The organism is Cytobacillus sp. FSL R7-0696 (assembly GCF_038006865.1).
Classification (GTDB): Bacteria; Bacillota; Bacilli; order Bacillales; family Cytobacillaceae; genus Cytobacillus; species Cytobacillus kochii.
Window position 1 is genome coordinate 305,496 of sequence record NZ_JBBOWA010000001.1, and the last position, 22,467, is coordinate 327,962.

General features: G+C 36.4%; 21 protein-coding genes. 6 read left to right on the forward strand and 15 right to left on the reverse strand.

The window, feature by feature from the left end:
* Positions 1 to 43: 43 nt before the first annotated feature.
* Together bcp and MKX29_RS01665 are read right to left on the reverse strand one after the other, a co-directional pair.
* Positions 44 to 514: a thioredoxin-dependent thiol peroxidase gene (gene bcp, locus MKX29_RS01660; protein WP_341103578.1), complete on the reverse strand. Its 471-nt coding sequence runs from the start codon at positions 512 to 514 to the stop codon at positions 44 to 46.
* Positions 515 to 590: 76 nt separating this feature from the next.
* Entirely contained in the window at positions 591 to 1,007 is a 417-nt protein-coding gene (locus MKX29_RS01665; RefSeq protein WP_341103580.1) for an ion channel, read from the reverse strand.
* A gap of 169 nt (positions 1,008 to 1,176) precedes the next feature.
* Between MKX29_RS01665 and MKX29_RS01670 the strand changes: the two genes are divergently transcribed.
* The 3 genes from MKX29_RS01670 (at position 1,177) to MKX29_RS01680 (ending at position 8,888) form a co-directional block, all read left to right on the forward strand.
* A complete protein-coding gene (locus MKX29_RS01670) occupies positions 1,177 to 2,472 on the forward strand; it encodes a glutamate-1-semialdehyde 2,1-aminomutase (RefSeq protein WP_263624108.1) in 1,296 nt (431 codons plus the stop codon).
* 351 nt (positions 2,473 to 2,823) lie between these two features.
* Positions 2,824 to 7,296: a glutamate synthase-related protein gene (locus MKX29_RS01675; RefSeq protein ID WP_341103584.1), complete on the forward strand. Its 4,473-nt coding sequence runs from the start codon at positions 2,824 to 2,826 to the stop codon at positions 7,294 to 7,296.
* 506 nt (positions 7,297 to 7,802) lie between these two features.
* Positions 7,803 to 8,888: an FUSC family protein gene (locus MKX29_RS01680; protein WP_224935702.1), complete on the forward strand. Its 1,086-nt coding sequence runs from the start codon at positions 7,803 to 7,805 to the stop codon at positions 8,886 to 8,888.
* A 57-nt stretch (positions 8,889 to 8,945) separates the two neighbouring features.
* Here the strand turns inward: MKX29_RS01680 and nikC are convergent, their stop codons facing one another.
* The 11 genes from nikC to mutY form a co-directional block, all read right to left on the reverse strand.
* The gene (nikC, locus tag MKX29_RS01685; RefSeq protein ID WP_224935733.1) at positions 8,946 to 9,815 is read right to left on the reverse strand and encodes a nickel transporter permease; all 870 of its coding nucleotides are present in this window, start codon (positions 9,813 to 9,815) and stop codon (positions 8,946 to 8,948) included.
* 43 nt (positions 9,816 to 9,858) lie between these two features.
* Positions 9,859 to 10,863 (reverse strand): ABC transporter permease, encoded by a 1,005-nt coding sequence (locus tag MKX29_RS01690; RefSeq protein ID WP_224935701.1) that lies wholly within the window; start codon positions 10,861 to 10,863, stop codon positions 9,859 to 9,861.
* Positions 10,864 to 10,942: 79 nt separating this feature from the next.
* The gene (locus MKX29_RS01695) at positions 10,943 to 12,541 is read right to left on the reverse strand and encodes an ABC transporter substrate-binding protein (protein ID WP_251163050.1); all 1,599 of its coding nucleotides are present in this window, start codon (positions 12,539 to 12,541) and stop codon (positions 10,943 to 10,945) included.
* A 17-nt stretch (positions 12,542 to 12,558) separates the two neighbouring features.
* Positions 12,559 to 13,542 (reverse strand): ABC transporter ATP-binding protein, encoded by a 984-nt coding sequence (locus MKX29_RS01700; protein ID WP_224935699.1) that lies wholly within the window; start codon positions 13,540 to 13,542, stop codon positions 12,559 to 12,561.
* Positions 13,539 to 14,531 carry an ABC transporter ATP-binding protein gene (locus tag MKX29_RS01705; protein WP_224935698.1) on the reverse strand — a complete coding sequence of 331 codons (993 nt, stop codon included), beginning with the start codon at positions 14,529 to 14,531 and terminating at the stop codon, positions 13,539 to 13,541. The genes MKX29_RS01700 and MKX29_RS01705 overlap by 4 nt, the downstream gene beginning before the upstream one ends.
* A gap of 371 nt (positions 14,532 to 14,902) precedes the next feature.
* The gene (locus MKX29_RS01710; RefSeq protein WP_341103589.1) at positions 14,903 to 16,651 is read right to left on the reverse strand and encodes an ABC transporter ATP-binding protein; all 1,749 of its coding nucleotides are present in this window, start codon (positions 16,649 to 16,651) and stop codon (positions 14,903 to 14,905) included.
* 171 nt (positions 16,652 to 16,822) lie between these two features.
* The gene (gene ntdP / locus MKX29_RS01715; protein WP_095370002.1) at positions 16,823 to 17,353 is read right to left on the reverse strand and encodes a nucleoside tri-diphosphate phosphatase; all 531 of its coding nucleotides are present in this window, start codon (positions 17,351 to 17,353) and stop codon (positions 16,823 to 16,825) included.
* Between the two features lie 261 nt (positions 17,354 to 17,614).
* A complete protein-coding gene (locus MKX29_RS01720) occupies positions 17,615 to 17,881 on the reverse strand; it encodes a YgaB family protein (RefSeq protein WP_224935697.1) in 267 nt (88 codons plus the stop codon).
* Positions 17,882 to 18,043: 162 nt separating this feature from the next.
* Positions 18,044 to 18,199: a gamma-type small acid-soluble spore protein gene (locus tag MKX29_RS01725; RefSeq protein ID WP_224935696.1), complete on the reverse strand. Its 156-nt coding sequence runs from the start codon at positions 18,197 to 18,199 to the stop codon at positions 18,044 to 18,046.
* A gap of 85 nt (positions 18,200 to 18,284) precedes the next feature.
* Complete coding sequence (gene fabL / locus MKX29_RS01730) at positions 18,285 to 19,037, reverse strand: enoyl-[acyl-carrier-protein] reductase FabL (RefSeq protein ID WP_224935695.1); 753 nt, start codon at positions 19,035 to 19,037, stop codon at positions 18,285 to 18,287.
* A 75-nt stretch (positions 19,038 to 19,112) separates the two neighbouring features.
* Positions 19,113 to 20,219 carry an A/G-specific adenine glycosylase gene (gene mutY / locus MKX29_RS01735; protein WP_341103591.1) on the reverse strand — a complete coding sequence of 369 codons (1,107 nt, stop codon included), beginning with the start codon at positions 20,217 to 20,219 and terminating at the stop codon, positions 19,113 to 19,115.
* Between the two features lie 87 nt (positions 20,220 to 20,306).
* Here mutY and MKX29_RS01740 point away from each other — a divergent pair, with 87 nt between their 5' ends.
* The gene (locus MKX29_RS01740; RefSeq protein ID WP_224935693.1) at positions 20,307 to 21,287 is read left to right on the forward strand and encodes a metal-dependent hydrolase; all 981 of its coding nucleotides are present in this window, start codon (positions 20,307 to 20,309) and stop codon (positions 21,285 to 21,287) included.
* Positions 21,288 to 21,364: 77 nt separating this feature from the next.
* Here MKX29_RS01740 and MKX29_RS01745 read toward each other — a convergent pair whose 3' ends face one another.
* The gene (locus MKX29_RS01745; RefSeq protein WP_095370007.1) at positions 21,365 to 21,634 is read right to left on the reverse strand and encodes a YfhJ family protein; all 270 of its coding nucleotides are present in this window, start codon (positions 21,632 to 21,634) and stop codon (positions 21,365 to 21,367) included.
* 119 nt (positions 21,635 to 21,753) lie between these two features.
* Between MKX29_RS01745 and MKX29_RS01750 the strand changes: the two genes are divergently transcribed.
* Together MKX29_RS01750 and MKX29_RS01755 are read left to right on the forward strand one after the other, a co-directional pair.
* Complete coding sequence (locus MKX29_RS01750; protein ID WP_224935692.1) at positions 21,754 to 21,924, forward strand: small, acid-soluble spore protein K; 171 nt, start codon at positions 21,754 to 21,756, stop codon at positions 21,922 to 21,924.
* Positions 21,925 to 21,943: 19 nt separating this feature from the next.
* Complete coding sequence (locus tag MKX29_RS01755; protein WP_095370009.1) at positions 21,944 to 22,102, forward strand: YpzG family protein; 159 nt, start codon at positions 21,944 to 21,946, stop codon at positions 22,100 to 22,102.
* A 33-nt stretch (positions 22,103 to 22,135) separates the two neighbouring features.
* Here MKX29_RS01755 and MKX29_RS01760 read toward each other — a convergent pair whose 3' ends face one another.
* Positions 22,136 to 22,462 carry a YfhH family protein gene (locus tag MKX29_RS01760; protein WP_224935691.1) on the reverse strand — a complete coding sequence of 109 codons (327 nt, stop codon included), beginning with the start codon at positions 22,460 to 22,462 and terminating at the stop codon, positions 22,136 to 22,138.
* Positions 22,463 to 22,467: the final 5 nt, after the last annotated feature.

Consider the following 22,467-nt stretch of genomic DNA (forward strand, 5'->3'; position numbering starts at 1 on the left):
AATTCTTTAAAATAGGCAAGTTATTATCATGTTATTTTAAAGCCTAACCTTTTCTATTTTGTAAGAAATGCAACGCATCTTCTACATGTCCTTTTACTTTCACTTTTCGCCACTCTTTTATTAATCTGCCTTCCTCGTCAATCACAAACGTAGAGCGTTCAATCCCCATATATTCTTTACCAAAATTCTTTTTCAACTTCCAAACTCCGTAGCTTTCTGCAACTTCATGATTTTCATCTGCAAGCAAAAGAAATGGTAACCCATGTTTCTCAATAAATTTCTCATGACGTTTGATCGGGTCAGGACTAACACCAATAATGACCGTATTCACATCAGAAAAATCATTATGCCTATCGCGGAAATCACATGCCTCAGTCGTACAACCAGGTGTCATATCCTTAGGATAAAAATATAATACGACATTCCTCCCGCGAAAATCTTCTAGATTAACAACTTCTCCATTACTTGCTTCTAATGTAAATGCGGGTGCTTTTTCTCCAAGTTCTATACTCATAAATCGCTCACTCCTTAACCACGTTTTTCTTAGACTATTAAAAACAAGAGTGAAATACAAGTAAACACCCTTCTTCTCATTGATCATTTTTATTATCAATATTAAAAACAACTCTTGCGACAAATGCAGTTGGAATGACATAGCCTATCAATGCTTCAACCACCGCAACCATACGGCCTAAACCCACGGGGATAACATCTCCATAACCCAATGAAAAAAGAGTAACAGCACTAAAATAAAAACCTGATGCAAGACGATCTAAGAAATTAATCCCTCCATAGCTTGTTTCATCTATTAGCACCACATGCCCATTTAAATCGAGAATAATATATATTAACCCAAAAGCAATCAAAATCGTAGCATATAGACAAATTAAATAAAAAAAGTTATCTAATGACACCCATCTTCCCTTCGTTCTTTTAGGTGTTAAGAGGCTTTGCATACTCATAAAAATACATAATGTAACAGTAAAAATAACGAAAAAAAATAGCACGACTAACCTCACCTCTCTCGTGACGGTATTACCATTATACGTTCAACTTTTTGAGAGTATGACAAGTTGTCTTACTGACGATAGATATGAAAATATTTTGCTTTTAACATATCATTAGCTTACATGTTAAAATATAAAGGGAGATTATATTACTTAAGGAGGAATATTGATGCATTTTATCAATTCCGAACGACTACATAAAGAAGCTGTTGAACACATTGTCGGGGGTGTAAACAGCCCTTCTCGATCTTATAAAGCGGTTGGTGGAGGATCACCTGTGGCAATGGAGAGAGGCCAAGGTGCTTACTTCTTTGATGTAGATGGGAATCAATATATTGATTATTTAGCAGCATACGGACCTATTATTACAGGACATGCTCACCCTCATATAACGAAGGCCATTAAAGAAGCTGCCGAAAGAGGAGTACTATTTGGCACACCTACTCCGTATGAAGTAGACTTCGCTAAACTGCTGAAAGAGGCGATGCCTAATTTAGAAAAAGTAAGATTTGTGAATTCCGGTACGGAAGCTGTGATGACAACCATAAGAGTTGCAAGGGCGTATACAGGAAAAGATAAAATAATTAAATTTGCCGGCTGTTATCACGGACATTCTGATTTAGTACTAGTTGCAGCTGGTTCTGGTCCGTCAACTCTTGGTACACCTGATTCTGCCGGGGTACCTCAATCGATTGCAAAAGAAGTAATCACCGTTCCTTTTAATGACATTGATTCATTTAGACAAGCAATGGATAAATGGGGACATGAGATTGCAGGAGTTTTAGTAGAACCGATTGTAGGTAACTTCGGTATTGTCGAGCCCTTACCAGGGTTCTTGGAAGAGGTAAATGAGATAAGTCATGCACATGGTTCACTCGTTATATATGATGAAGTTATTACTGCTTTTCGTTTTCACTATGGAGGTGCACAGGATTTATTAGGTGTGCAACCAGACCTCACAGCATTAGGAAAAATTATTGGCGGCGGTTTACCCATTGGTGCCTACGGTGGCAAAAAAGAGATTATGGAGAGTGTTGCTCCACTAGGTCCCGCCTATCAGGCAGGAACAATGGCAGGAAACCCTGCATCAATCTTAGCTGGAATTGCTTGCTTAGAAGTATTAAAACAACCTGGGGTTTATGAATACTTAGATAGATTAGGCGAAAAGCTTGAAGATGGCATCATGAATGCGGCCAAGCAGTTCAATATTTCCATATCAATTAATCGATTAAAAGGGGCATTAACTGTTTATTTTACTGATGAAAAAGTAATCAACTATGAACAAGCAGAAAATACGGACGGTGAGACGTTTGCTAAGTTCTTCAAGCTTATGTTAAATAGAGGCATCAACCTAGCACCTTCCAAATATGAAGCATGGTTCCTTACAATTGCTCATACAGAGGAAGATATTGACGCTACCATTCAAGCAGTCCATGATACTTTCGAAGAATTAGCCAACCAATAAATAAAATATTCATTTTTTATACACTAAAAGAGAGCCATCCAGCTCTCTTTTTCTCTTGATACATACTATGAAAACGTTTACAAATATAGATTCCGCTATACATTTTTATACATTCTCAACCTTTTTCATATCCATAAAAATGTATAAATAATTGATTTCTGAAAATTCATGTGATATGATAATGAAAATATTCTGTATAATTCCTTCGTTACCGAAACACTTTAATGCGTTACCCAGTTAAATAACATTTCAATTAACTTCGCTAGAAATCTTAACAATCTAGCAACCTCAAAAACATTACTAAACTAGGAGGTGAACGGCTTAAGGCATTGCCTCAAAAAGCCGAATACTATGACTCAACAATGGACCCCTTCCCAATTCAAAAATTTTAATAATCAAGAACACGATGCATGTGGGATTGTTTCTTCATTAGAAAAAGAAAAGATTCCAACACGTGAAAATATTTTCAGTTGTATAGATGCATTAGTAACAATGAACCACCGTGCAGGATTTATTAATGGAGAAGGAGATGGCGTCGGGATTCATATCGATATCCCCCGTACACTCTGGAAAGAAAAACTTAAAAATGCACAAATCGATTCAGCAGTTGTTGACACACCCAATTTTGTCGTCGGTCATCTCTTTTTCACTCGTAATGAACAAAGTGAAACCTTCAAAACAGAAGTACGTCAACTTCTTGATGATAAAGGATTTTCTTTAATTTTCGAATCAGATGAAGTGACAGACTCTTCTGCACTTGGCCCAATAGCGATTCAAGAGAACCCTGTTTTTTGGCAAATTGCATGTATGGTTGATAAAAATGAAACAGATCTGAATCAAGCGATATTAGAAGTCATTGTAGAAGCAGAAAAAAATGAATTTATTCACGTAGCATCCCTTAGTCAGTTTCATGCTGTATATAAAGTAATGGGAGCTGGCGATATTTTACCTAAATACTACCACGACCTAGCAAACCCATTGGTAGCTTCGACTATGACACTTGGCCATAATCGTTATTCGACTAATACACTCTCAAGCTTTTTTCGTGTGCAACCATTTGCCGTCTTAGGGCATAATGGTGAAATTAATACGATTGCAAAATTACGCGACGAAGCTAGAATGATTAATGTACCACTCGTTAGAGGGGGTAGTGATTCCCAAGATTTAAGCAGAACAATTGAAACACTCATTTGTAGAGATGGCTATTCATTATTTGAAGCGATGGACGTACTCTTCCCTCCAATCATTAATGAAATCAAGTCATACCCTCCACATTTGCAAGATTTATATACTTATATAAGGGAAGCATGGGGTCATTTCGCTCAAGGGCCTGCTGGAATTATCTCAAGATTCGGAAACGAAGCGGTATATAGTGTAGACTCCCTTGGATTAAGACCCCTTTGGATGTTAGAGACTGAAAGTTCTTATTTATTCTCATCTGAACCAGGGATTATTTCATCGAGTGAATATGTAAGTGAACCGAAGCCCTTATCTCCTGGTGAAAAAGTTGGCTTCAAATGGAACGGTAATAAACTAGAAAAATATGAACATGAAAACTATCAGGAAGAAACATTTAATCGCTTCTCTTCTCGTGTAAATGTTAAAGATTATAAAAATCGTTTACGTGCGCCAGTTTTGAATAAAGTAACTACAATGGCTTTCCCTACAAAGATTCATAATGGTCAATATAAAGCGTTTGGTTGGGAAAGAGACCATGTGAACTTAGTAGAACAAATGGCAGAAAAAGGCGCGGAACCTATCCGTTCACTTGGCCATGATGCTCCATTAGCTGCTTTAAATGGTGAGAGAACAAATATCGCTGATTTTATTAAAGAAAGTGTTGCAGTTGTTACTAACCCTGCCATTGATAGAGATAGAGAAACAGAACATTTCTCTACTAGAACAATTATCGGTAAAAGACCGTCACTCTTTAATAATGAAGAATCCATAGATGTACTTGAATTACAAACACCTTTATTAATAGAAGGAAAATTAGGATACGAGTGTGTAAAGGAAATCAATCAGCCTAGCTATGATCAAGTAACTGAATATTATCAAGCACAAAAGAAAATTGCCTATCTTTCTATCACTTTTTCAAAAGATGAAACGATTAAAGAGGCCATTTCACGCTTATCAAAAGAAGCGATTGAATCAGTTAAAGCTGGTAAAACACTTATTGTCTTGAATGATGCCAGTGCTCATCAAGAAGATTCCTACTGGATGGATCCACACTTAGTCGTATCTGCCATTGATCAAGCATTAGTAAAAGAAACAATAAGAAGAAGAGACTGTTCTTTACTTTTACGTTCCGCTTCTATCAGGTCATTACATGATATTATTACAGCTTACGGTTTAGGTGCAGATTTAATTAGCCCATATTATATGTTTGTAACTGTTGCTAACGAAGAAATAACTCCTCTTGTTAACTTATATTCAGCTTTAACAAAAGGGTTGGAAAAGGTAATCTCTACAATCGGGATTCATGAACTAAGAGGATATGGTCGCTTATTCTCAACTATTGGCTTAAACGAAGAAATCGCTGAATATTTAAATATCATCAATTTCTTTGGTTCAGGTGAGCTTAAATACAATTTTGGTCATATGAAAGAAGATGCTTTGTTAAGAGCGGAAGACTTTATAAACGATAAAAACAGAATCGGGAAAACCTTCCATCTATTCCCGAGAATTTGGAAAGCAATTGGTGAAGTTGCGTCTACAGGTGAATATGATGCTTACCGTGAAAAGATAAGCGAACAAGAAGCTCAGAACCCAACAACCATCCGTCACCTAACTGATTTTAAACAATCAGAAACCAAAATTTCACCAGAGGATGTTAATATTTCTGTTGGAGATCATAACTTACCATTCGTTATTTCTTCTATGTCATTTGGTTCTCAAAATGAAATTGCTTTTAGAGCCTATGCAGAAGGTGCAGAAAGACTAAATATGATTAGTTTAAATGGTGAAGGCGGAGAAATAAAAGATATGCTCGGAAAATATCCTCGTACAAGAGGTCAACAAGTTGCCTCAGGACGATTTGGAGTAAACGCTGAGCTTCTTAACTCTTCTAACCTTCTTGAGATTAAAATCGGTCAAGGAGCAAAACCAGGTGAAGGCGGACATCTACCAGGCTCTAAAGTAACAGCTAAAATAGCTGAAGCTAGAAATGCAACAATTGGATCTGATTTAATTTCACCTTCAAATAATCATGATATTTATTCTATTGAAGATTTAGCACAAATGATTCATGAATTAAAAACAGCGAACGATAAAGCGAAAGTGTCAGTTAAAGTACCTGTTGTGCCTAATATTGGAACAATTGCTGTAGGAATCGCTAAAGCTGGTGCGGACATTATCACTTTAAGTGGGTTTGATGGTGGTACAGGTGCAGCTAGAATCCACGCGCTTCAACATGTTGGATTACCAGTTGAAATTGGTGTTAAAGCGGCCCATAATGCCTTACTAGAGGCTGGATTAAGAGATTATGTTGAGCTATGGGCAGATGGCGGCTTAAAAAGTGTTAGTGATGTTTTAAAAGTGATGTTACTTGGTGCAAATAGAGTCGGGTTTGGAACATTATCAATGTTAGCCATTGGTTGTACAACTTGCCGTGGGTGTCATCTAGATACTTGTCATGTTGGAATTGCTACGCAAATTGATTCAGAGGCACAAGCAAAAGAACATGGGTTAAGAAGATTCGTTCCTCGTCAATTTGAATCTGCTGTCCAAGGATTAGTTAACTTATTTTCTGCTTTCGGTAAAGAACTGCAAGCACTTGCAGGTAGCATCGGTATTCGCAATCTACAAGATGCCATTGGACGTACAGATTTACTTGAACAAATAAAAGGAAAAGAACAATTGAATTTAGACTACTTACTTCGTACATTAGACATTTCACAGCTCACTAATAATGAGCAGCCTAAAGAAGTGAGTGAGGCTCAATTACAATTAGCTGTTGGTGCTGAATATCTAGACAAGAGTGTAGAAGAATTACACCAATCGCGTACCTTCTCTAATGTTACTTCAGAGCAAAGGGTGCTTGGTAGTCGTGTTTCTTGTCACCGTGTAAGAGGACGCTTAGATGGATCATATAAAACTCTTCCTCCAGTTGACCTCAAATATAATGATGGGTCTATCCCTGGCAACGGATTAGGAGCCTATAACAGTTTCGGCATAAACATCGAAGTAGCAGGTGGTGCACAAGATGGTATTGGTAAAACTTCCTTCGGTGGGCAAATCTTAATTTTTAAATCGAAAGGTAAGAATGGACAGTATTATAATGGATCTGTTGGAAAAGGTTTTGGCTATGGTGCACAAGTGGGACTTCTCGTTGCCCAAGGAAACGCTGATGCAAGAGCTGGTATTCGTCTATCTGGAGCTGATATGATTATCGGTGGACAACTAACAAGTGCAATTCCCGAGAAGGAATTTGGGAAAATCGGTACAAATGCGAATATTAAGGGATTTGCGTTTGAATATATGACAAACGGTCGCGGCCTTGTATTAGGTGATCCGGGCCCATGGATCTGTGCAGGGATGACAGGTGGCGTCGTCTACTTAAGACATCAACCTGAAATGGGATTAACAAAAGCAGCAATTGAAAGAAGAATAGCCAAAGGTGCAAAAGTAAACGTAACCGAGCTTGACCAAAATGGACTAGATGATGTAAAAGAACTATTAGAAAAATATATCGATCTATTGATGGATCAAAACCAAGAAGATGAAGCAATTGGTTTAAAAGCTCTTTTATCAGATTTAAGTAGTCACTTTTTGCAAGTTGTTCCAGTTAAAGAACAAGCCGACCCTTCTGTTTCAACTGAGTGATATAACATACTTTTCTTCTGCTATAAGAAATACTCATTTGATTTTGTTTTTCTGCTAAACTTGAGACACGAGGAATTCTAATGATGAATTTCTCGTGTTTCTTTATGAATTTATGTGTATGTGACTCATTTCACTTGGAGTGCGGAAAAAGATTCGGGCTTCAGCATTATCGGTCATCCGTTTGTCACAATCTGAAGTTAGTCGATATTTCGCCTCATTTCTAGTAAGTTCTTCTCTCTTGCTGGTTTTTTGATGCGATTCTCTGCTAATCCAAACAAATTTCTCCCTCTTGCTTCCCTTTTGATGTGTTTCTATTTTTTCATTTAAAATTAATCCACTTTAATTTTTTATTAATTTTAACGACTTTTCATATTTGTCTATTGAACTTATACTAATATCCATGTATAGTACATAATTGTTTAATAAAGAAAAAAAACGTATAAAGTAAGAGTGGGTGTTTATCATGACAGCCATACTAATGATTGAGCAGAAAGGATTATTTAAATATGAAGCTTGGCGCCCGCATTCTGAAAACGGGGATCGCAATCATACTATCTTTATTTTTAGCAGAACTTTTTCAACTCCCATCTCCTGTTTTTGCAGGGATTGCAGCTATTTTTGCACTGCAACCAACGATTTATCGTTCTTATTTATCTGTACTTGAACAAATTCAAGGAAATATAATCGGAGCAGTAATCGCGGTATTATTTGTACTATTATTTGGTCATGAAATTCTCATTATCGGTTTAGCAGCAATAGTAGTTATTACGATAAATTTAAAATTAAAGCTTGATAACACGATTGGTTTATCACTCGTTACAATGGTAGCGATTATGGTCACACCAGGAGATACCTTTACCGAGTTTGCCATTCTTAGATTCTCGACAGTTATCCTCGGGATATTTTCTGCATTTATTGTTAATCTGGTGTTTATTCCACCGAAATATGAGAAGAAGTTATATGTGAAGATTTCTAATCTAACCGAAGAAATTACAAAGTGGATTCGCTTAAATATAAGGCATGCTTCTGAACATCATTTATTGAAAAATGATATACGAACCATGCAAGAAGGATTAACAAAGATCGATACACTTTTTTCTTTATATAAAGAAGAACGTAATTACTTTAAAAAGAAGAACCATTCCAAACCGAGAAAATTAGTTATTTATCGGCAAATGAATGCCGCTAATAAAAAAGCTTTAGAAACTTTAACAAAGATGCATCGCTTTGAGAATGATTTAGCAGAAATGCCGGAAGATTTTCAACACCTTATCCAGCAACAATTGGATATTATTACTCATTATCATGAACATGCGGTATTAAAATTTATTGGGAAAGTTCGACCAGAAGTCGTTTTTGAAGAAGGCGATATTACTTTAAGCAGAAAGGAACTTTTCACGCTCTTTTTAGAACAACAACATCTCATTTCAGATGATGGGCAGGTAGAATTAGCTCATACTATGCATATTGTATCTGCAATGATGGATTATAATGAACAAGTGGACCGATTGAATTGTCTTATTAGTAGCTTTCAAAAGTTCCATAAAGAAGACTCTTCTTTAACATTAGATGAAGCCGTTGACGAACAATAATTAATAAGAGGCTATCGGATATAAATGCTCCGATAGCCTCTTTTCTTATAAATCTCTCTAATTCTTCATCCTCGGGTCTAAGGCATCTCTTAATCCATCCCCCATTAAGTTAAAGCCGAGAACTGTTAACATGATGGCTATGCCAGGGAATATCATTGTCCACGGTGCTTGGATAAGTAATACTCTTGCATCTGAAAGCATTTTACCCCATTCCGGATTCGGTGCCTCTGCACCTAAACCTAAGAACCCTAGAGCTGCTGCTTCAATAATAGCCGTACCAATTGCCAGAGTTCCTTGCACGATAATAGGTGCCATACTATTGGGAAGTACATGCCTAAATAGAATTCGATTATTTTTCATCCCAACTGCCTTCGCGGCTACAATATACTCCTCTTGTTTAACACTTAATACTTTTGAACGAATTAACCTCCCAAAGTTAGGAATATTAATAACAGCTATCGCAATTAATGCATTCTGCAGTGATGGTCCTAAAACGGCCACAATAGCAATTGCCAAAAGAATACTTGGGAAAGCAAGCATGATATCAAAAATCCTTGAGATAATCGTATCAATCCACCTTCCGTAATACCCCGCAATAATCCCTAATAAAGAACCTACAACAGCCGAACCCATTACCGCTAAAAAACCAACCCATAACGATATTCTCGCCCCAAAAATTACTCTCGAAAAAATATCTCTCCCAAAATCATCGGTTCCAAACCAATGTTCCGCCGAAGGCGCTTGAAGCCTATTTGCCATATTCTGCTCATTAATGCCCTGTGGCGCAATGAATGGCGCAAAAATGGCTAGCAGTATAAAAAATACAACAATCCCTGTACCGACTAAGGCAATTTTGTTTTTCATGAAGCTTTGTAACGCCTCCACCCAAGGCGATTGTACTTTATCTTCATTATTTTTTGGCTGAATAGGTGGTTTATTATTTACTGATACTTCCACGTCTATTCCTCCCTTAACGATAATTAATTCGCGGATCGATTGCAGCGTACAATAAGTCTATGAATAAATTAATCATGACAAATATAAATGCAATCACTAATATTCCAGATTGAATGACAGGATAATCTCTCGCACTAATCGCATCGTAAATATATCTGCCCATACCCGGCCAACTAAATATCGTTTCGGTAAGAATCGCACCACCTAACAATAAGCCTGTTTGCAAACCTATCACAGTAAGAACAGGAATCACTGCGTTTTTTAATGAATGCTTGTACACAACCCAAAACATTCTTATTCCTTTAGCTCTTGCTGTTCTAATATAGTCAGATTTCATTACCTCTAACATTGAAGATCTTGTTATTCTAGCAATGATGGCCATTGGAATTGTAGCTAAAGCAAACGCTGGCAATATTAAATGACGTAACACATCAACAAATTGATCAAACCTACCTTGAATCAATGTATCTATTAAATATATATTTGTTATAGATGTAACAGGGTTCCTTACCTCTTCCCTTCCAGATGTCGGTAACCAATCCAGTTGAATAGAGAAGAACCATTGTTCCATCAAACCTAACCAAAAAATAGGTATAGAAACACCGATTAGTGCTAAAATCATCGCTATGTAATCAAACCAAGAATGCTGAAACCATGCACTTATGATACCAGCATTAACCCCTATAAAAATGGCAATTAACATTGCGCAAAAGGATAACTCTAAAGTTGCTGCTAAGTATGGCCAAATTTCTTGATTTATCGCTGTATTGGTTTTGATTGATTCTCCCAAATCACCAGTCAATAAATCCCCCAAATATGTAAAGTACTGAATATACCACGGTTGATCTAACCCGAGCTGTTTCGTTAAGGCCTCTATCGCCTCTTCCGTAGCTAATTGCCCTAATATGATTTGAGCTGGATCACCAGGAATTGCACGAATCATTAGAAAAACAATCAGTGATAAACCTAATAGGACGGGTATTAATGCAATTAACCGCCTAACTGTGTAAGTTAACATCTTCTCACCTCTATTACTACATTATTATCAGATGAATAGAAAAGGGAGTGTGCCACTCCCTTTTTCTATCTCTATTGATTTATTGACTGACCTCCACATGTGAAAGCAAATCAGACCCTGTCGGATGTGGTAGGAAATTCTTAATATTAGATTTCCCAGCTAAAATAGGACGTGAATGTACGAGCGGAATCCATGGTGCATCTTCTTTTATAATTACTTGTGCTTGTTTGTATAACTCATCTCTTTTCGCTTGATCGGTAGTTGCTTGTGCTTCTAATAATAAATCATGTACTTCACTGTTCTTATAGTAAGTGTAGTTATTTGATCCGATGGCATCTTCATCTAATAATACGTATAAGAAGTTATCTGCATCACCATTATCACCTGTCCATCCAAGTAAGAATGAATCAGCTTCTCCATTATTGGCTTTTTCTAAATATGTTCCCCATTCATATGAAACAATCTTAGCTTTAACGCCAATTTCAGCAAAATCAGCTTGTAGGGCTTCAGCTATTTTTTGGCCGTCCGGCATATATGGTCTTGGAACTGGCATTGCCCATAATTCCATCTCAAATCCGTCTTCATATCCAGCTTCCTTAAGTAATTCTTTTGCTTTTTCTGGATCGTATGGATAATCTTCAATTTCGTCATTATAACCAGAGATTACTGGTGGCATTGGGTTTACAGCTGGGTCCGCTGCGCCTGCATAGAATGCATCGATGATTTCTTCTTTATTCACCGCATGGTTAAGAGCTTGACGGACTAACTTTTCCTGTAAAGGACCTCTCGTATTCGTTAATCCAACATAAGCAACGTTCATTGTCGGTCTCTCAAATGTTTGTAGGTCTGGATTATCCTCAATTTGTTGGACATCGCTGAAATTCACACCATCAATTAAATCAACTTCTCCTGAAGCTAAAGCGTTTAGTCTTGCAGAGTTCTCAGGAATAGATCTGAAAATGACTGAGTCTAATTTTGGTAAACCTTCATCCCAATACTCTTCATTCTTTACGATTGTGATTCTGTCATTTCTTTTCCATTCTTGAAACTTAAATGGACCCGTTCCAACTGGGTTTTCAAGGAATTTATCACCATGCTCCTCAATGGCTGTTGGACTTGCGATACCAAATGGAGACATCGCCAAGTTTTTATAGAATGGTGCAATTGCTGTATTTAACTTGACTTCAACCGTATAATCATCAACTGCTGTTACACTATCAACCTTATCTCCAAATTGAGAATTGTAATAATAGAACTGTTCTTTATTCCCTGCCATCCAACGTTCGAAGTTGAATACGACAGCTTCTGCATTAAAATCTGTTCCATCATGGAACTTAACTCCTTCACGTAGTTTAAGTGTTTGAGTTAAACCATCCTCGCTTGTTTCCCACTCTGTAGCAAGACCAGGATGAAGCTCCGTATCTTGCTCACCAAATTCAACAAGGGTTTCAAAAATATTTTTCGTTACTTTAAAAGCTTCACCTTCAGTTGTAATTGCTGGGTCAAGAGAAGTTGAATCTCCTCCTCGACCAAAGACAAGTGTTCCTCCAGTGCTTCCTTCATCTGCTTCTCCGCCTTCATCTCCATTATCACCTGAAGTAGAACTATTACACCCAGCAAAGATAAGCGTACTAACCATTAATACAATAAGTAGCCAAAAACTTTTCTTTTTCTTCATTCTTCATTCTCTCCCTTCTAATTTGCAATCTCTTTCTCATATAAATGGCAAGCCACCATATGTCCATCTTCTATTTCCTGCAAAAGAGGTCGTTCTTGCTTACAAATCTCCATACATTTTGAACATCTCGTATGGAAAGCACAACCGTTTGGTGGATCAGCAGGGTTAGGGATATCTCCAGATAGCACTCCCTGAGCAACAGCTATTTCTGGATCAGGGACCGGAACGGAACTTAGAAGTGCTTCTGTATATGGATGAAGTGGCTTATCATACAATTGTTTAGCGGTTGTTAACTCAACCATTCTACCTAAATACATAACCCCTACACGGTCGCTAATATGTTTGATCACCCCTAGGTCATGAGCGATAAATATATAGGTCAGACCGAATTCTTTTTGTAAGTCTTCTAATAAATTCAATACTTGTGCCTGTATGGATACATCTAGAGCAGACACAGGTTCATCAGCAATAATTAATTTGGGTCTGGTCATTAATGCGCGCGCAATTCCAATCCGTTGTCGTTGACCCCCACTAAATTGATGGGGATAGCGCTTAGCATGGTAACCGCTTAATCCAACAACTTCAAGCATCTCTCTTACCTGCTTCTTCCGTGTAGCTTTATCTCCAATCCCATGAACAATTAAAGGTTCTTCTAATATTTGTTCGACTGAGTGACGTGGATTGAGTGAAGCAAACGGATCTTGAAAGACCATTTGCATGTCTTTTCTCAATTTTCTCATTTCATAATCTGATAATTTTGTAATTTCTTTACCGTTGAATGAAATTTTCCCTTCGGTTGGCTCAATTAATCTCATTAACATCCTTCCAGTTGTTGACTTCCCACAACCCGATTCACCAACGATTCCTAATGTTTCTCCTTCATTAACAAAAAAGCTAATATCATCTACTGCTTTTACATCCGCAACTTTGCGATTAAATACCCCAGCAGTAATCGGAAAATATTTTTTTAAATTTTCTACTTCTAATATTGCTTTACTCATGAGACTTCCCTCCTCTTCTCATGTAGAAAGCATCTTACGGTATGCTCTTCACCATCTTCCATAAACAATACAGGGTCTTCCATGACGCAGCGTTCATGAGCAAATTCACATCTTTCAGCAAAACGGCAACCTTTTGTAATTGAACCCGGCTTCGGTACATTGCCCGGAATAGAATATAATCTCGAATGCTCTCCCCTAATATCTGGAACCGACTTTAACAACCCCTGTGTATAAGGATGCTTTGGGTTCTTAAATAAATCTCCAACCTTTGCTTCTTCTACCACTTGTCCTGCGTACATTACAATGACACGCTCACACATTTGTGCCACTACGCCAAGGTCATGCGTAATCATCATAATAGAAGTTTGCAACGTTTTATTTAGCTCTTTCATTAGACCAAGAATTTGCGATTGAATGGTTACATCCAAAGCAGTTGTTGGTTCATCAGCTATTAGTACTTCGGGATTACAGGACAGTGCCATGGCTATCATTACCCGCTGTCTCATTCCCCCAGACAACTGATGCGGATACTCTTTCATTATCGCCTCTGCCCTTGGTAAGCCTACTAGCTTTAGCATTTTAAGTGCGATTTCATTTGCTTCTTTTTTTGACTTTTTCATATGTATTTTGATGCCTTCTGTCATTTGTTCCCCTATTTTAAAAAGCGGATTGAGGCTAGTCATCGGCTCTTGGAAAATCATAGCGATTTCATTACCACGAATTTCTCTCATTCTTTTTTCATTTGCCCCTACTATATTCTCACCGTTAAGTAGTATATCCCCGCCAACTATTTTCCCAGGTGGTTGCGGCACAAGCTTCATAATAGACAATGATGTTACGCTTTTACCACAACCTGATTCACCAACAATACCTATTACCTCTCCTTTATGAATAGTAAAACTTACCTGATCGACGGCGGTTACTTCTCCGTCTTTAGTTACAAACGAAGTTTCTAGGTTTCTTACCTCTAATACCGGAGATTGCGTCACTATGTCACCCCTTTAACAGTTTCTTCTACATTCTCCCTCCGTTTTTTAATATTTTATAAAATATGTAAGAATAAGTCTATCGTTTTTTCAGAAATATTTAAATATAATTATAATTCTCAAAAATTACGCTAGTTTATTAATGTTTTAAAGTATTATTCAGAATTTTACAATTATTAATATAATAAAATAGCAATTAGATATTTTATAGAGAAGGGAGGCACCAGTCTGATCTGTATTCACAATCTAGTTTTATCTTAGGCACTACCTGTTATCGGATACTACTCAAGCCGACGAAACTAAAAAATCACATACATGTCTAAATTCTAAGAAGAATTTTACATGAATGTGATTTCATTCGTATTACCTTATAATTAAGATTCAAGTTGTTGTACTTGAAAAAGCTTATAATAGTGACCTTGTCTCTCCATTAATTCCTCATGTGTGCCCGTTTCCACAATTTCACCATATTCAACGACAACAATGCGATCGGCATGTGTGATTGTAGATAATCTATGAGCAACGATAAACGTCGTTCGATCCGTTGCCAAATCATTTAATGCTTCTTGAATAAGATGTTCGCTTTCTAAGTCTAATGCTGAGGTCGCCTCATCTAATATAAGAATTGGAGGGTTTTTCAAGAAAATACGTGCAATGGCAATTCGTTGTTTTTGCCCACCGGAAAGCTTTACTCCTCGTTCTCCCACTTTCGTTTCATACCCTTCAGCCAAATCCATTATAAATCCATGGGCATTAGCTGCCTTAGCTGCTCTAATGACCTCTTCATCACTAGCATCAGGCTTTCCGAGTAATATATTTGCTTTTACTGATTCACTAAACAAAATATTATCTTGTAGTACCATACCAATATGATCTCGTAAACTTCTTACTTGGAAAGAACGAATATCTTCACCATCAAGTAATATTCGCCCACCTGAAACATCATAAAAGCGTGGAATTAAACTAACTAGTGAAGATTTCCCTCCACCACTCATTCCAACGAGAGCAATGGTTTCCCCTTGTTTCACATCTAAATTAATATTACGAAGAACAGCACCATCTTCATTATTATATTTAAAATGAACATCTTTGAACTCGATATGGCCAGCTACATTTCTACAAGGGATAGCATTTTCTTTATCATCAATATCATATTTTTCATCAACTAATTCAAACACACGGTCCATTGAAGCAATAGCTTGTGTCAATGTTGTCGAGGAATTGACTAGCCTTCTAAGTGGATTATATAAACGGTCAATATAAGCTACAAATGCCATCATAACACCTAGAGTAATTTGACCTTGTATTACTTGATATCCAGCAAAGGCAATTACTAGTAGTGGCGCAATATCAGTAATTGTATTCACGACTGCAAATGCTTTTGCATTCCACTTTGTATGATCAATAGCTTTTGATAAAAAGTTACTGTTATGCTTCGTGAAATTTCTTTGTTCATAATCTTCTGTGGCAAAACTTTTAATAACGGCCATTCCTTGAACTCTCTCGTGTAAATAACCTTGAACCTCAGCTAAAGCTTGTGATCGATCTCTTGTTAACCTTCGTAAATTTCCAAAGAAATACTTTACACTTAATGCATAGAACGGCATTAAAATAAGCGATACAATCGTCAATTTAACATTCATCGTAAACATAATTGCAACAGCTATAATAATAGTGGCCATATCCAGCCATAAATTCATCAGACCTGTAACAACAAAATTCTTTGTTTGCTCTACATCATTTATGATTCTAGATATCACTTCGCCCGATCGATTATTCGCATAAAATTTAAAGCTTAATTTCTGAATATGAGTAAAAAGTTTATCTCTAATATCAAATAAAATCTTGCTCGCTACCCATTGTGCGAAATATTGTCGATAATATTCTACTGGTGGTCTTACAATTACAAAAACAATCAACATTATACCCATGATCGTTAAAAGTTGTGTCATTTTTTCAGGTTGTGTAAGCGCATCATTTCCGACTATATCATCGATTACATATTTAATTAACAGCGGGATTAATAATGGTATTGCAAATTTCACAATACCAATTAGTATTGTTAAGAAAATCTGTAGGCGATACGGCTTAACAAAATGCATATATCTATTAATTATGTTCAATTTTAGCCTGTCACCCTTTTTGATCTTTTATCTTTTAATCTATCCAGATTATTATGATTCATTTCTTCTTCAAGCCTTCTAGATATTCATTATGTAAAGATAATACCATTTATTTTTCATGCCAAATAAAAACCTGTTGTTTATCATATCAACAGGCGCAAATAAAACATTTTATCTTCGGTAAGTCAAGTATCTTTCATACCAACCATCCACAAAATCCGGTGCAAAAGGACCTTTTCGTTGTCTAATTAAGAATATCAACTTGTCCACATTTGCCCACAAGATTTTATCAATCGGCGTGGGATAACGCATTTCTTGCCGATGACGCTCATATTCATCTTCATCCAATAAATTAAACGTCATATCCGGAAAAACTTTAATATCTAAATCGTAATCAATATACTTAACCGCCTCTCCATCGTAAATAAAAGGAGAGCTTAAATTACAATAATAGTACACGCCATCTTCTCTCAGCATTCCGATAATATTAAACCAATATTGTGAGTGAAAATAACAGATTGCCGGTTCTCTCGTAATCCATGTTCGACCATCTGATTCAGTAACCATCGTACGATCATTTGCTCCAATAATTAAGTTTTGCGTACCTTTAAGGATTGTTGACTCTTCCCAGACGCGATGGATGTGCCCATTATGTTTATAACTATGAATTTGTACCGGTTCACCTTCTATGGGTACCGCCATTCTTTTCCCCTACTTTCCTTTCTGGAAGCTTTGGAACCTTTTATTAAAAAGGACATCCTCTCAAACTTATTACCTTCTATAATGCTTCCGATAAGTTGATTGATGATTAAAGGTAACAAAGTGCAGATCCTATTTTCTATTTATTATAACGTTAAAAAATGAATTTTAAAACAAAGACAGCTTAATTGTCGGCAGATTAAGCAGTAATTAAGTATGTAATGCTCATCCTATTGTATCATTCTTGCCTTTAACATATGTTTACTAAACGATAATCTTCGTATTTTTCATATTTTGTTTGCGAAACAATTTCACCACTTCATTCGTTTGCTGTTCAAATACAGCCACAATTTCATCTAATTCATCTTTCATTTTTTGGATTTCACTGTGAATATCGCTTACAGCTGTTCTAGAGCGTAAACGAGAAAGTTCATTTTGAAGTTCATGACATCGCTCCACTTCACTTTGCAAATAAAGTAAATGATCCATTGTTTTCATTTGATCTTCAACCAATGCTTGAAATTCATTCATAAAAATACACCAGCCTTTAAAGTCTTTTCTAAACTATTCTATCTTTTTTGTATCGATTCCTTTGCAGATTATTGTTGATGAGATAGAACTTTTGTCGAAATAAGAGAAGACTAAATATAAAAAAGCACCCCTTTGAAAAAAGGAGCGCCTTTTAATGAAAAACTATTGTTGATTTTGGTTGTTTTGGTTTTTCGCTTTTTGCTTATTAGCTTCAGCTTGTTGATTTTGTTGTCTTACTTCTTGAGCATTTGTTTCACTCGCAAATTCTTGATTATATTGTTGTTGGTTTTGTTGTTGTTGATTTTGCTTTTTAGCCATCCTAATCACCTCCACGCTCATTAATTTAACCAGAGCGAGAGGAATTATCCATTTTTTTCGAAGTAATTATATTCTGAATATTACATCAAACCAATAATGAGATGCCACCATCCACTATTATCGTTTGTCCGCGAATCATGCTGGCATCATCAGATACTAAAAACATGACCGAGTTGACCATATCATCAATAGAGACCATTCTACCTGCTGGCGTTTTTTCACTTGCTTCAGCTAACAACTCTTCTCTATTTGGAAAATGTTTTAATGCCTCTGTATCCACTGCTCCACCTGAGACGGCATTTACACATATATTTTTCGGTGCTAATTCAACAGCTAAATATCTTGTTAAAGCCTCTACAGCAGCTTTAGAAACACCGACTACAGTATAATTTTCCAAGTAGCGAATAGAACCTAGTGAGCTAATGCTGACAATCTTTCCACCGCCATTTTTCTCCATTAACTTAGCTGCTTCTTTCGCACAAAATAACAACGCTTTACTATTAATATTCATTGTCCAATTCCAATGAGTTTCCTCTAATTCCATAATTGGTCTTTGTACGCCGGATGCAGCATTACTAATGAAAACATCTAGACGGCCAAAGGTTTCATCTATTTGCGCAAACATTGATTTTATTTTTTCATTATCGCCGACATTTGCTTTAATTGTTACTACTTTTCTTCCTAATGATTCGATCTCCCGAGCGACTTCTTCCGCTTGTGAACGACTACGAGCATAGTTTAAAACAATATCATAACCTTCTTGTGCAAGTCTCAATGCAGTAGCTCTGCCAATGCCTCTGCTACTTCCTGTAATTAGTGCAACTTTTCTTTCATTCATCTAAAAACTTGCTCCTTTCAATGTTCAATTCTTCCATCGTACCCATTTTATCTTGTTGTGTTATGATTGACAATCTCATTCATCCATTATCCCCTTATACTGCATGTACTGCTTCAACATTTTTTGATGGGAGACGGGAAATGGATATTTTTTTATTTCTTCTAAGGATACTAATTTTACATTCTCTGTTTCAGTTACTGAATGAATTTCCCCTTCATACAAATTGATATGCCAAGTAAGGTGCGTGAACACATGATCAATTTGACCAATACGCTGATTAATTTTCAAATGCGTATCGTATGACTTAGATAATTGATTTTGGAGTTGCTGTTTATCTGAATCGATTTGAAGATGAATTTCTTCATTCGGAAACTCCCATAAATTAGCTAACAATCCTTTATTTGGTCTTTTACGGATTAATATCTTCCCCTTACGATTAGTGAGGATAGCAGAAGCAATCTGAACATGCTTATTTTTCACCTTTTTTGTTTTTACAGGTAATTCCGCTTGCTTACCTTCATAAAAAGCATGACAATGATCTCTCACGGGGCATAATAAGCAAGATGGGGAAGTTGGCGTGCATATAAGCGCACCTAACTCCATTAAAGCTTGATTAAAATACGATGGGTTATCATGAGAAATTAACTCTCTTACCGCTGCTTCAAATATTTTTCTCGCTGAAGCTTTAGCGATATCAGCTTCGATCATGAGAATACGTGAAAGAACACGCATCACGTTACCATCAACTGCAGGTTCTGGCTCACCATAAGCAATACTTAATATCGCACCAGCAGTGTAAGGGCCAACACCTTTTAATGCAGAAATATCCTTAATATTGTTAGGTACTACTCCGTCATACTGTTCCTGTACTTCTCTGACTGCAGATTGTAAATTTCTTGCCCTAGAATAATAACCAAGACCTTCCCAAAGTTTCAGCACCTTTTCTTCTTCCGCTTCTGCAAGATCTTTCACTGTAGGAAAAGCCTCCATAAAACGTAAAAAGTACGGGATAACGGTGTCGACTCTTGTTTGTTGGAGCATGATTTCAGACACCCATACTTTATATGGATCTTTATCCTTTCTCCATGGTAGGTCTCTCTGCTCTTTTTCAAACCAAGATAATAAATCCTGTTGAAATGCATAAATATCTATAGGATTATCTTTTAGTTGAGAATTGTTCATTTTTTTTTAACCTCCATGATTTGAAACTATGTTAATTAGGGAATATACTATATAAAATGTTAAAAACAAAAAGGAGGAATTCCTCTTTTGGATACCGGAACTCACGTAGTCATGGGACTGGCGCTAGGAGGACTTGCAACACTTGATCCCGTTGTTGCCAATAGTTCAATAACAGCAGCAAGTGTAATGGTCGGTACAATAATTGGATCACAAATACCAGATATCGATACCATATTAAAATTAAAAAATAATGCTTCATATATTAGAAATCATCGGGGTGTTACTCATAGCATTCCAGCCGTGATACTATGGCCATTACTTATAACAGGTGTTATTTATTTATTTTTTCCGGAAACAAACCTTTTTCACCTTTGGTTATGGACCTTTATAGCTGTATTTTTACATGTATTTGTCGATATTTTTAATGCCTATGGCACACAAGCTTTAAGGCCATTTTCATCAAGATGGGTAGCATTAGGTATGATCAATACATTTGATCCGTTTATTTTTGCCATGCACATCTTCGGCTTGTTTCTGTGGATATTCGGAATGGACCCAGGATATACATTCCTAGTGATTTATTGTATTTTATTTATTTATTATGTTTTACGTTATTTTGCAAAGAAATCCGTTGAAGCGAAAGTTCAAAAGCTCATCCCTGACGCAACAGAAATCATTATATCACCAACTATGAAATACAACCAATGGAGAATTGCTATAAAAAATAAAGATAGCTTTTTTGTTGGACGCGCCCTTAGAGGTCAAGTTCGTATTGTTGATCAGTTTAAGCGTGTACCTATACCAAAAACACCGATTTTTAACGCAGCAACGAAAGATAAGAATATTTCTGCCTTTCTTTCCTTTTCTCCAGTGTATAGATGGGAAATTGAGACAATCGAAAACATTGTAGAAATAAGATTTATCGATTTAAGATATCGTAGCAATGAATATTATCCATTTGTTGCTGTTGCCCATTTAGACAAGGATTTAACGATCATCAACTCATATACCGGGTGGATATTTAGTGAGGAGAAATTGAAGAAGAAATTAGATATTATTACAAACTAAAAAGTAAATGTGCAAACACCATAAAGAAGCTCCCCTATCAGCTCCTATTAACCAATGGGGGAGCTCTCTTTTATGGCTTAATTCATTTTATTTTTATCTTCCTCAAGTAAATGTTTATATTTTGGATTTTTTGCGATAAACTCATGTAATTTAGCCCCATGATTTTCAATCCATTGGCTGACTACTTTAGCAGTCATCTCTTCACCCTGATATTTTTTTCCTGCCTTCGCATAGGTCGCTTCAAAATCCTCCCAAAGCAATTCAATCCATGTTCTGGCAATGTGAACAGACAATTGATCATTTATCTCCAATAAACGATTAAGAAGTTTATTTTGAAATTCATTCATTTTTTACCCTACTTCCAATTTATTTTTTCCGTGTGTGAGATACGTATTTGCTTATACTAATGAATAGGCGAAGTTGAATAAATGACTTCGCAAATAATTTTAGAAATGAGGCAAAAACGATGCGTAATAAAGCCGCTCATTTCCCTAATCAAAACCACAATAAGTTTGACGGTGAACCACGTGCCAAAGCTGAGTTTGCTTCAAAAAGAGCAGATGGAACGATACAAACACAGCCACAGGAACGGATGAAGGCATCATCAAATCGCAATAGCAATACAACTGATTATTAAACTTAGGGGGTTAATTTACATGGTAAACAAAAAAGAAATCTTTGGTGAAAACGAATTTAACAGTCCGTTTGCATCCGGACATTTCAATCCGAAAAAGGCACATTACCAAGTAAATGGAGAAACACAACAAACGCAAAATCTTATTAAGCTCAAGCGAACTTTACAAAAAACCCCTTAACACTAAAAGAGGATGATAAATGTCATCCTCTTTTTAAAGATTTTTCAACTTGCCGAGCATGGCAATCGGTAATGCTTCTTGCTCTTTTTCTCCAGCTAAGCGATAACCCCAAGCAAAAACACCATTCATATAATCAATTTTAAAGTAAGAGCCTGGATCTCCCTCTATTTCATATATTTCATTTTTAAGAAAGTCATCGGGATTAAGCAAATATGACTTAGCCATCACTGTTTTTCTCTCTAGAACAGCAAATTCATTAACCATGCCTAATTGCTCAGCTTTTCTAGATTTTTCTCTTAATTGAGCAATTTCTTGTTTTAGCTCATATTCGCTCAATTGGCTATATCTTTTTTCTTGCATAGTAA

What these genes read in the sequence shown, in the direction of transcription:
- fabL (WP_224935695.1), bottom strand. Translation starts at nt 19,037, where the DNA reads ATGAATGAAAGAAAAGTTGCACTAATTACAGGAAGTAGCAGAGGCATT.
- MKX29_RS01755 (WP_095370009.1), top strand. Translation starts at nt 21,944, where the DNA reads ATGGTAAACAAAAAAGAAATCTTTGGTGAAAACGAATTTAACAGTCCG.
- MKX29_RS01675 (WP_341103584.1), top strand. Translation starts at nt 2,824, where the DNA reads ATGACTCAACAATGGACCCCTTCCCAATTCAAAAATTTTAATAATCAA.
- MKX29_RS01745 (WP_095370007.1), bottom strand. Translation starts at nt 21,634, where the DNA reads ATGAATGAATTTCAAAATAAACTTCTTAATCGTTTATTGGAGATAAAT.
- MKX29_RS01725 (WP_224935696.1), bottom strand. Translation starts at nt 18,199, where the DNA reads ATGGCTAAAAAGCAAAATCAACAACAACAAAACCAACAACAATATAAT.
- mutY (WP_341103591.1), bottom strand. Translation starts at nt 20,219, where the DNA reads ATGAACAATTCTCAACTAAAAGATAATCCTATAGATATTTATGCATTT.
- MKX29_RS01700 (WP_224935699.1), bottom strand. Translation starts at nt 13,542, where the DNA reads ATGAGTAAAGCAATATTAGAAGTAGAAAATTTAAAAAAATATTTTCCG.
- MKX29_RS01760 (WP_224935691.1), bottom strand. Translation starts at nt 22,462, where the DNA reads ATGCAAGAAAAAAGATATAGCCAATTGAGCGAATATGAGCTAAAACAA.
- MKX29_RS01750 (WP_224935692.1), top strand. Translation starts at nt 21,754, where the DNA reads ATGCGTAATAAAGCCGCTCATTTCCCTAATCAAAACCACAATAAGTTT.
- MKX29_RS01690 (WP_224935701.1), bottom strand. Translation starts at nt 10,863, where the DNA reads ATGTTAACTTACACAGTTAGGCGGTTAATTGCATTAATACCCGTCCTA.
- MKX29_RS01670 (WP_263624108.1), top strand. Translation starts at nt 1,177, where the DNA reads ATGCATTTTATCAATTCCGAACGACTACATAAAGAAGCTGTTGAACAC.
- MKX29_RS01680 (WP_224935702.1), top strand. Translation starts at nt 7,803, where the DNA reads ATGAAGCTTGGCGCCCGCATTCTGAAAACGGGGATCGCAATCATACTA.
- MKX29_RS01695 (WP_251163050.1), bottom strand. Translation starts at nt 12,541, where the DNA reads ATGAAGAAAAAGAAAAGTTTTTGGCTACTTATTGTATTAATGGTTAGT.
- ntdP (WP_095370002.1), bottom strand. Translation starts at nt 17,353, where the DNA reads ATGGCGGTACCCATAGAAGGTGAACCGGTACAAATTCATAGTTATAAA.
- MKX29_RS01720 (WP_224935697.1), bottom strand. Translation starts at nt 17,881, where the DNA reads ATGAATGAATTTCAAGCATTGGTTGAAGATCAAATGAAAACAATGGAT.
- bcp (WP_341103578.1), bottom strand. Translation starts at nt 514, where the DNA reads ATGAGTATAGAACTTGGAGAAAAAGCACCCGCATTTACATTAGAAGCA.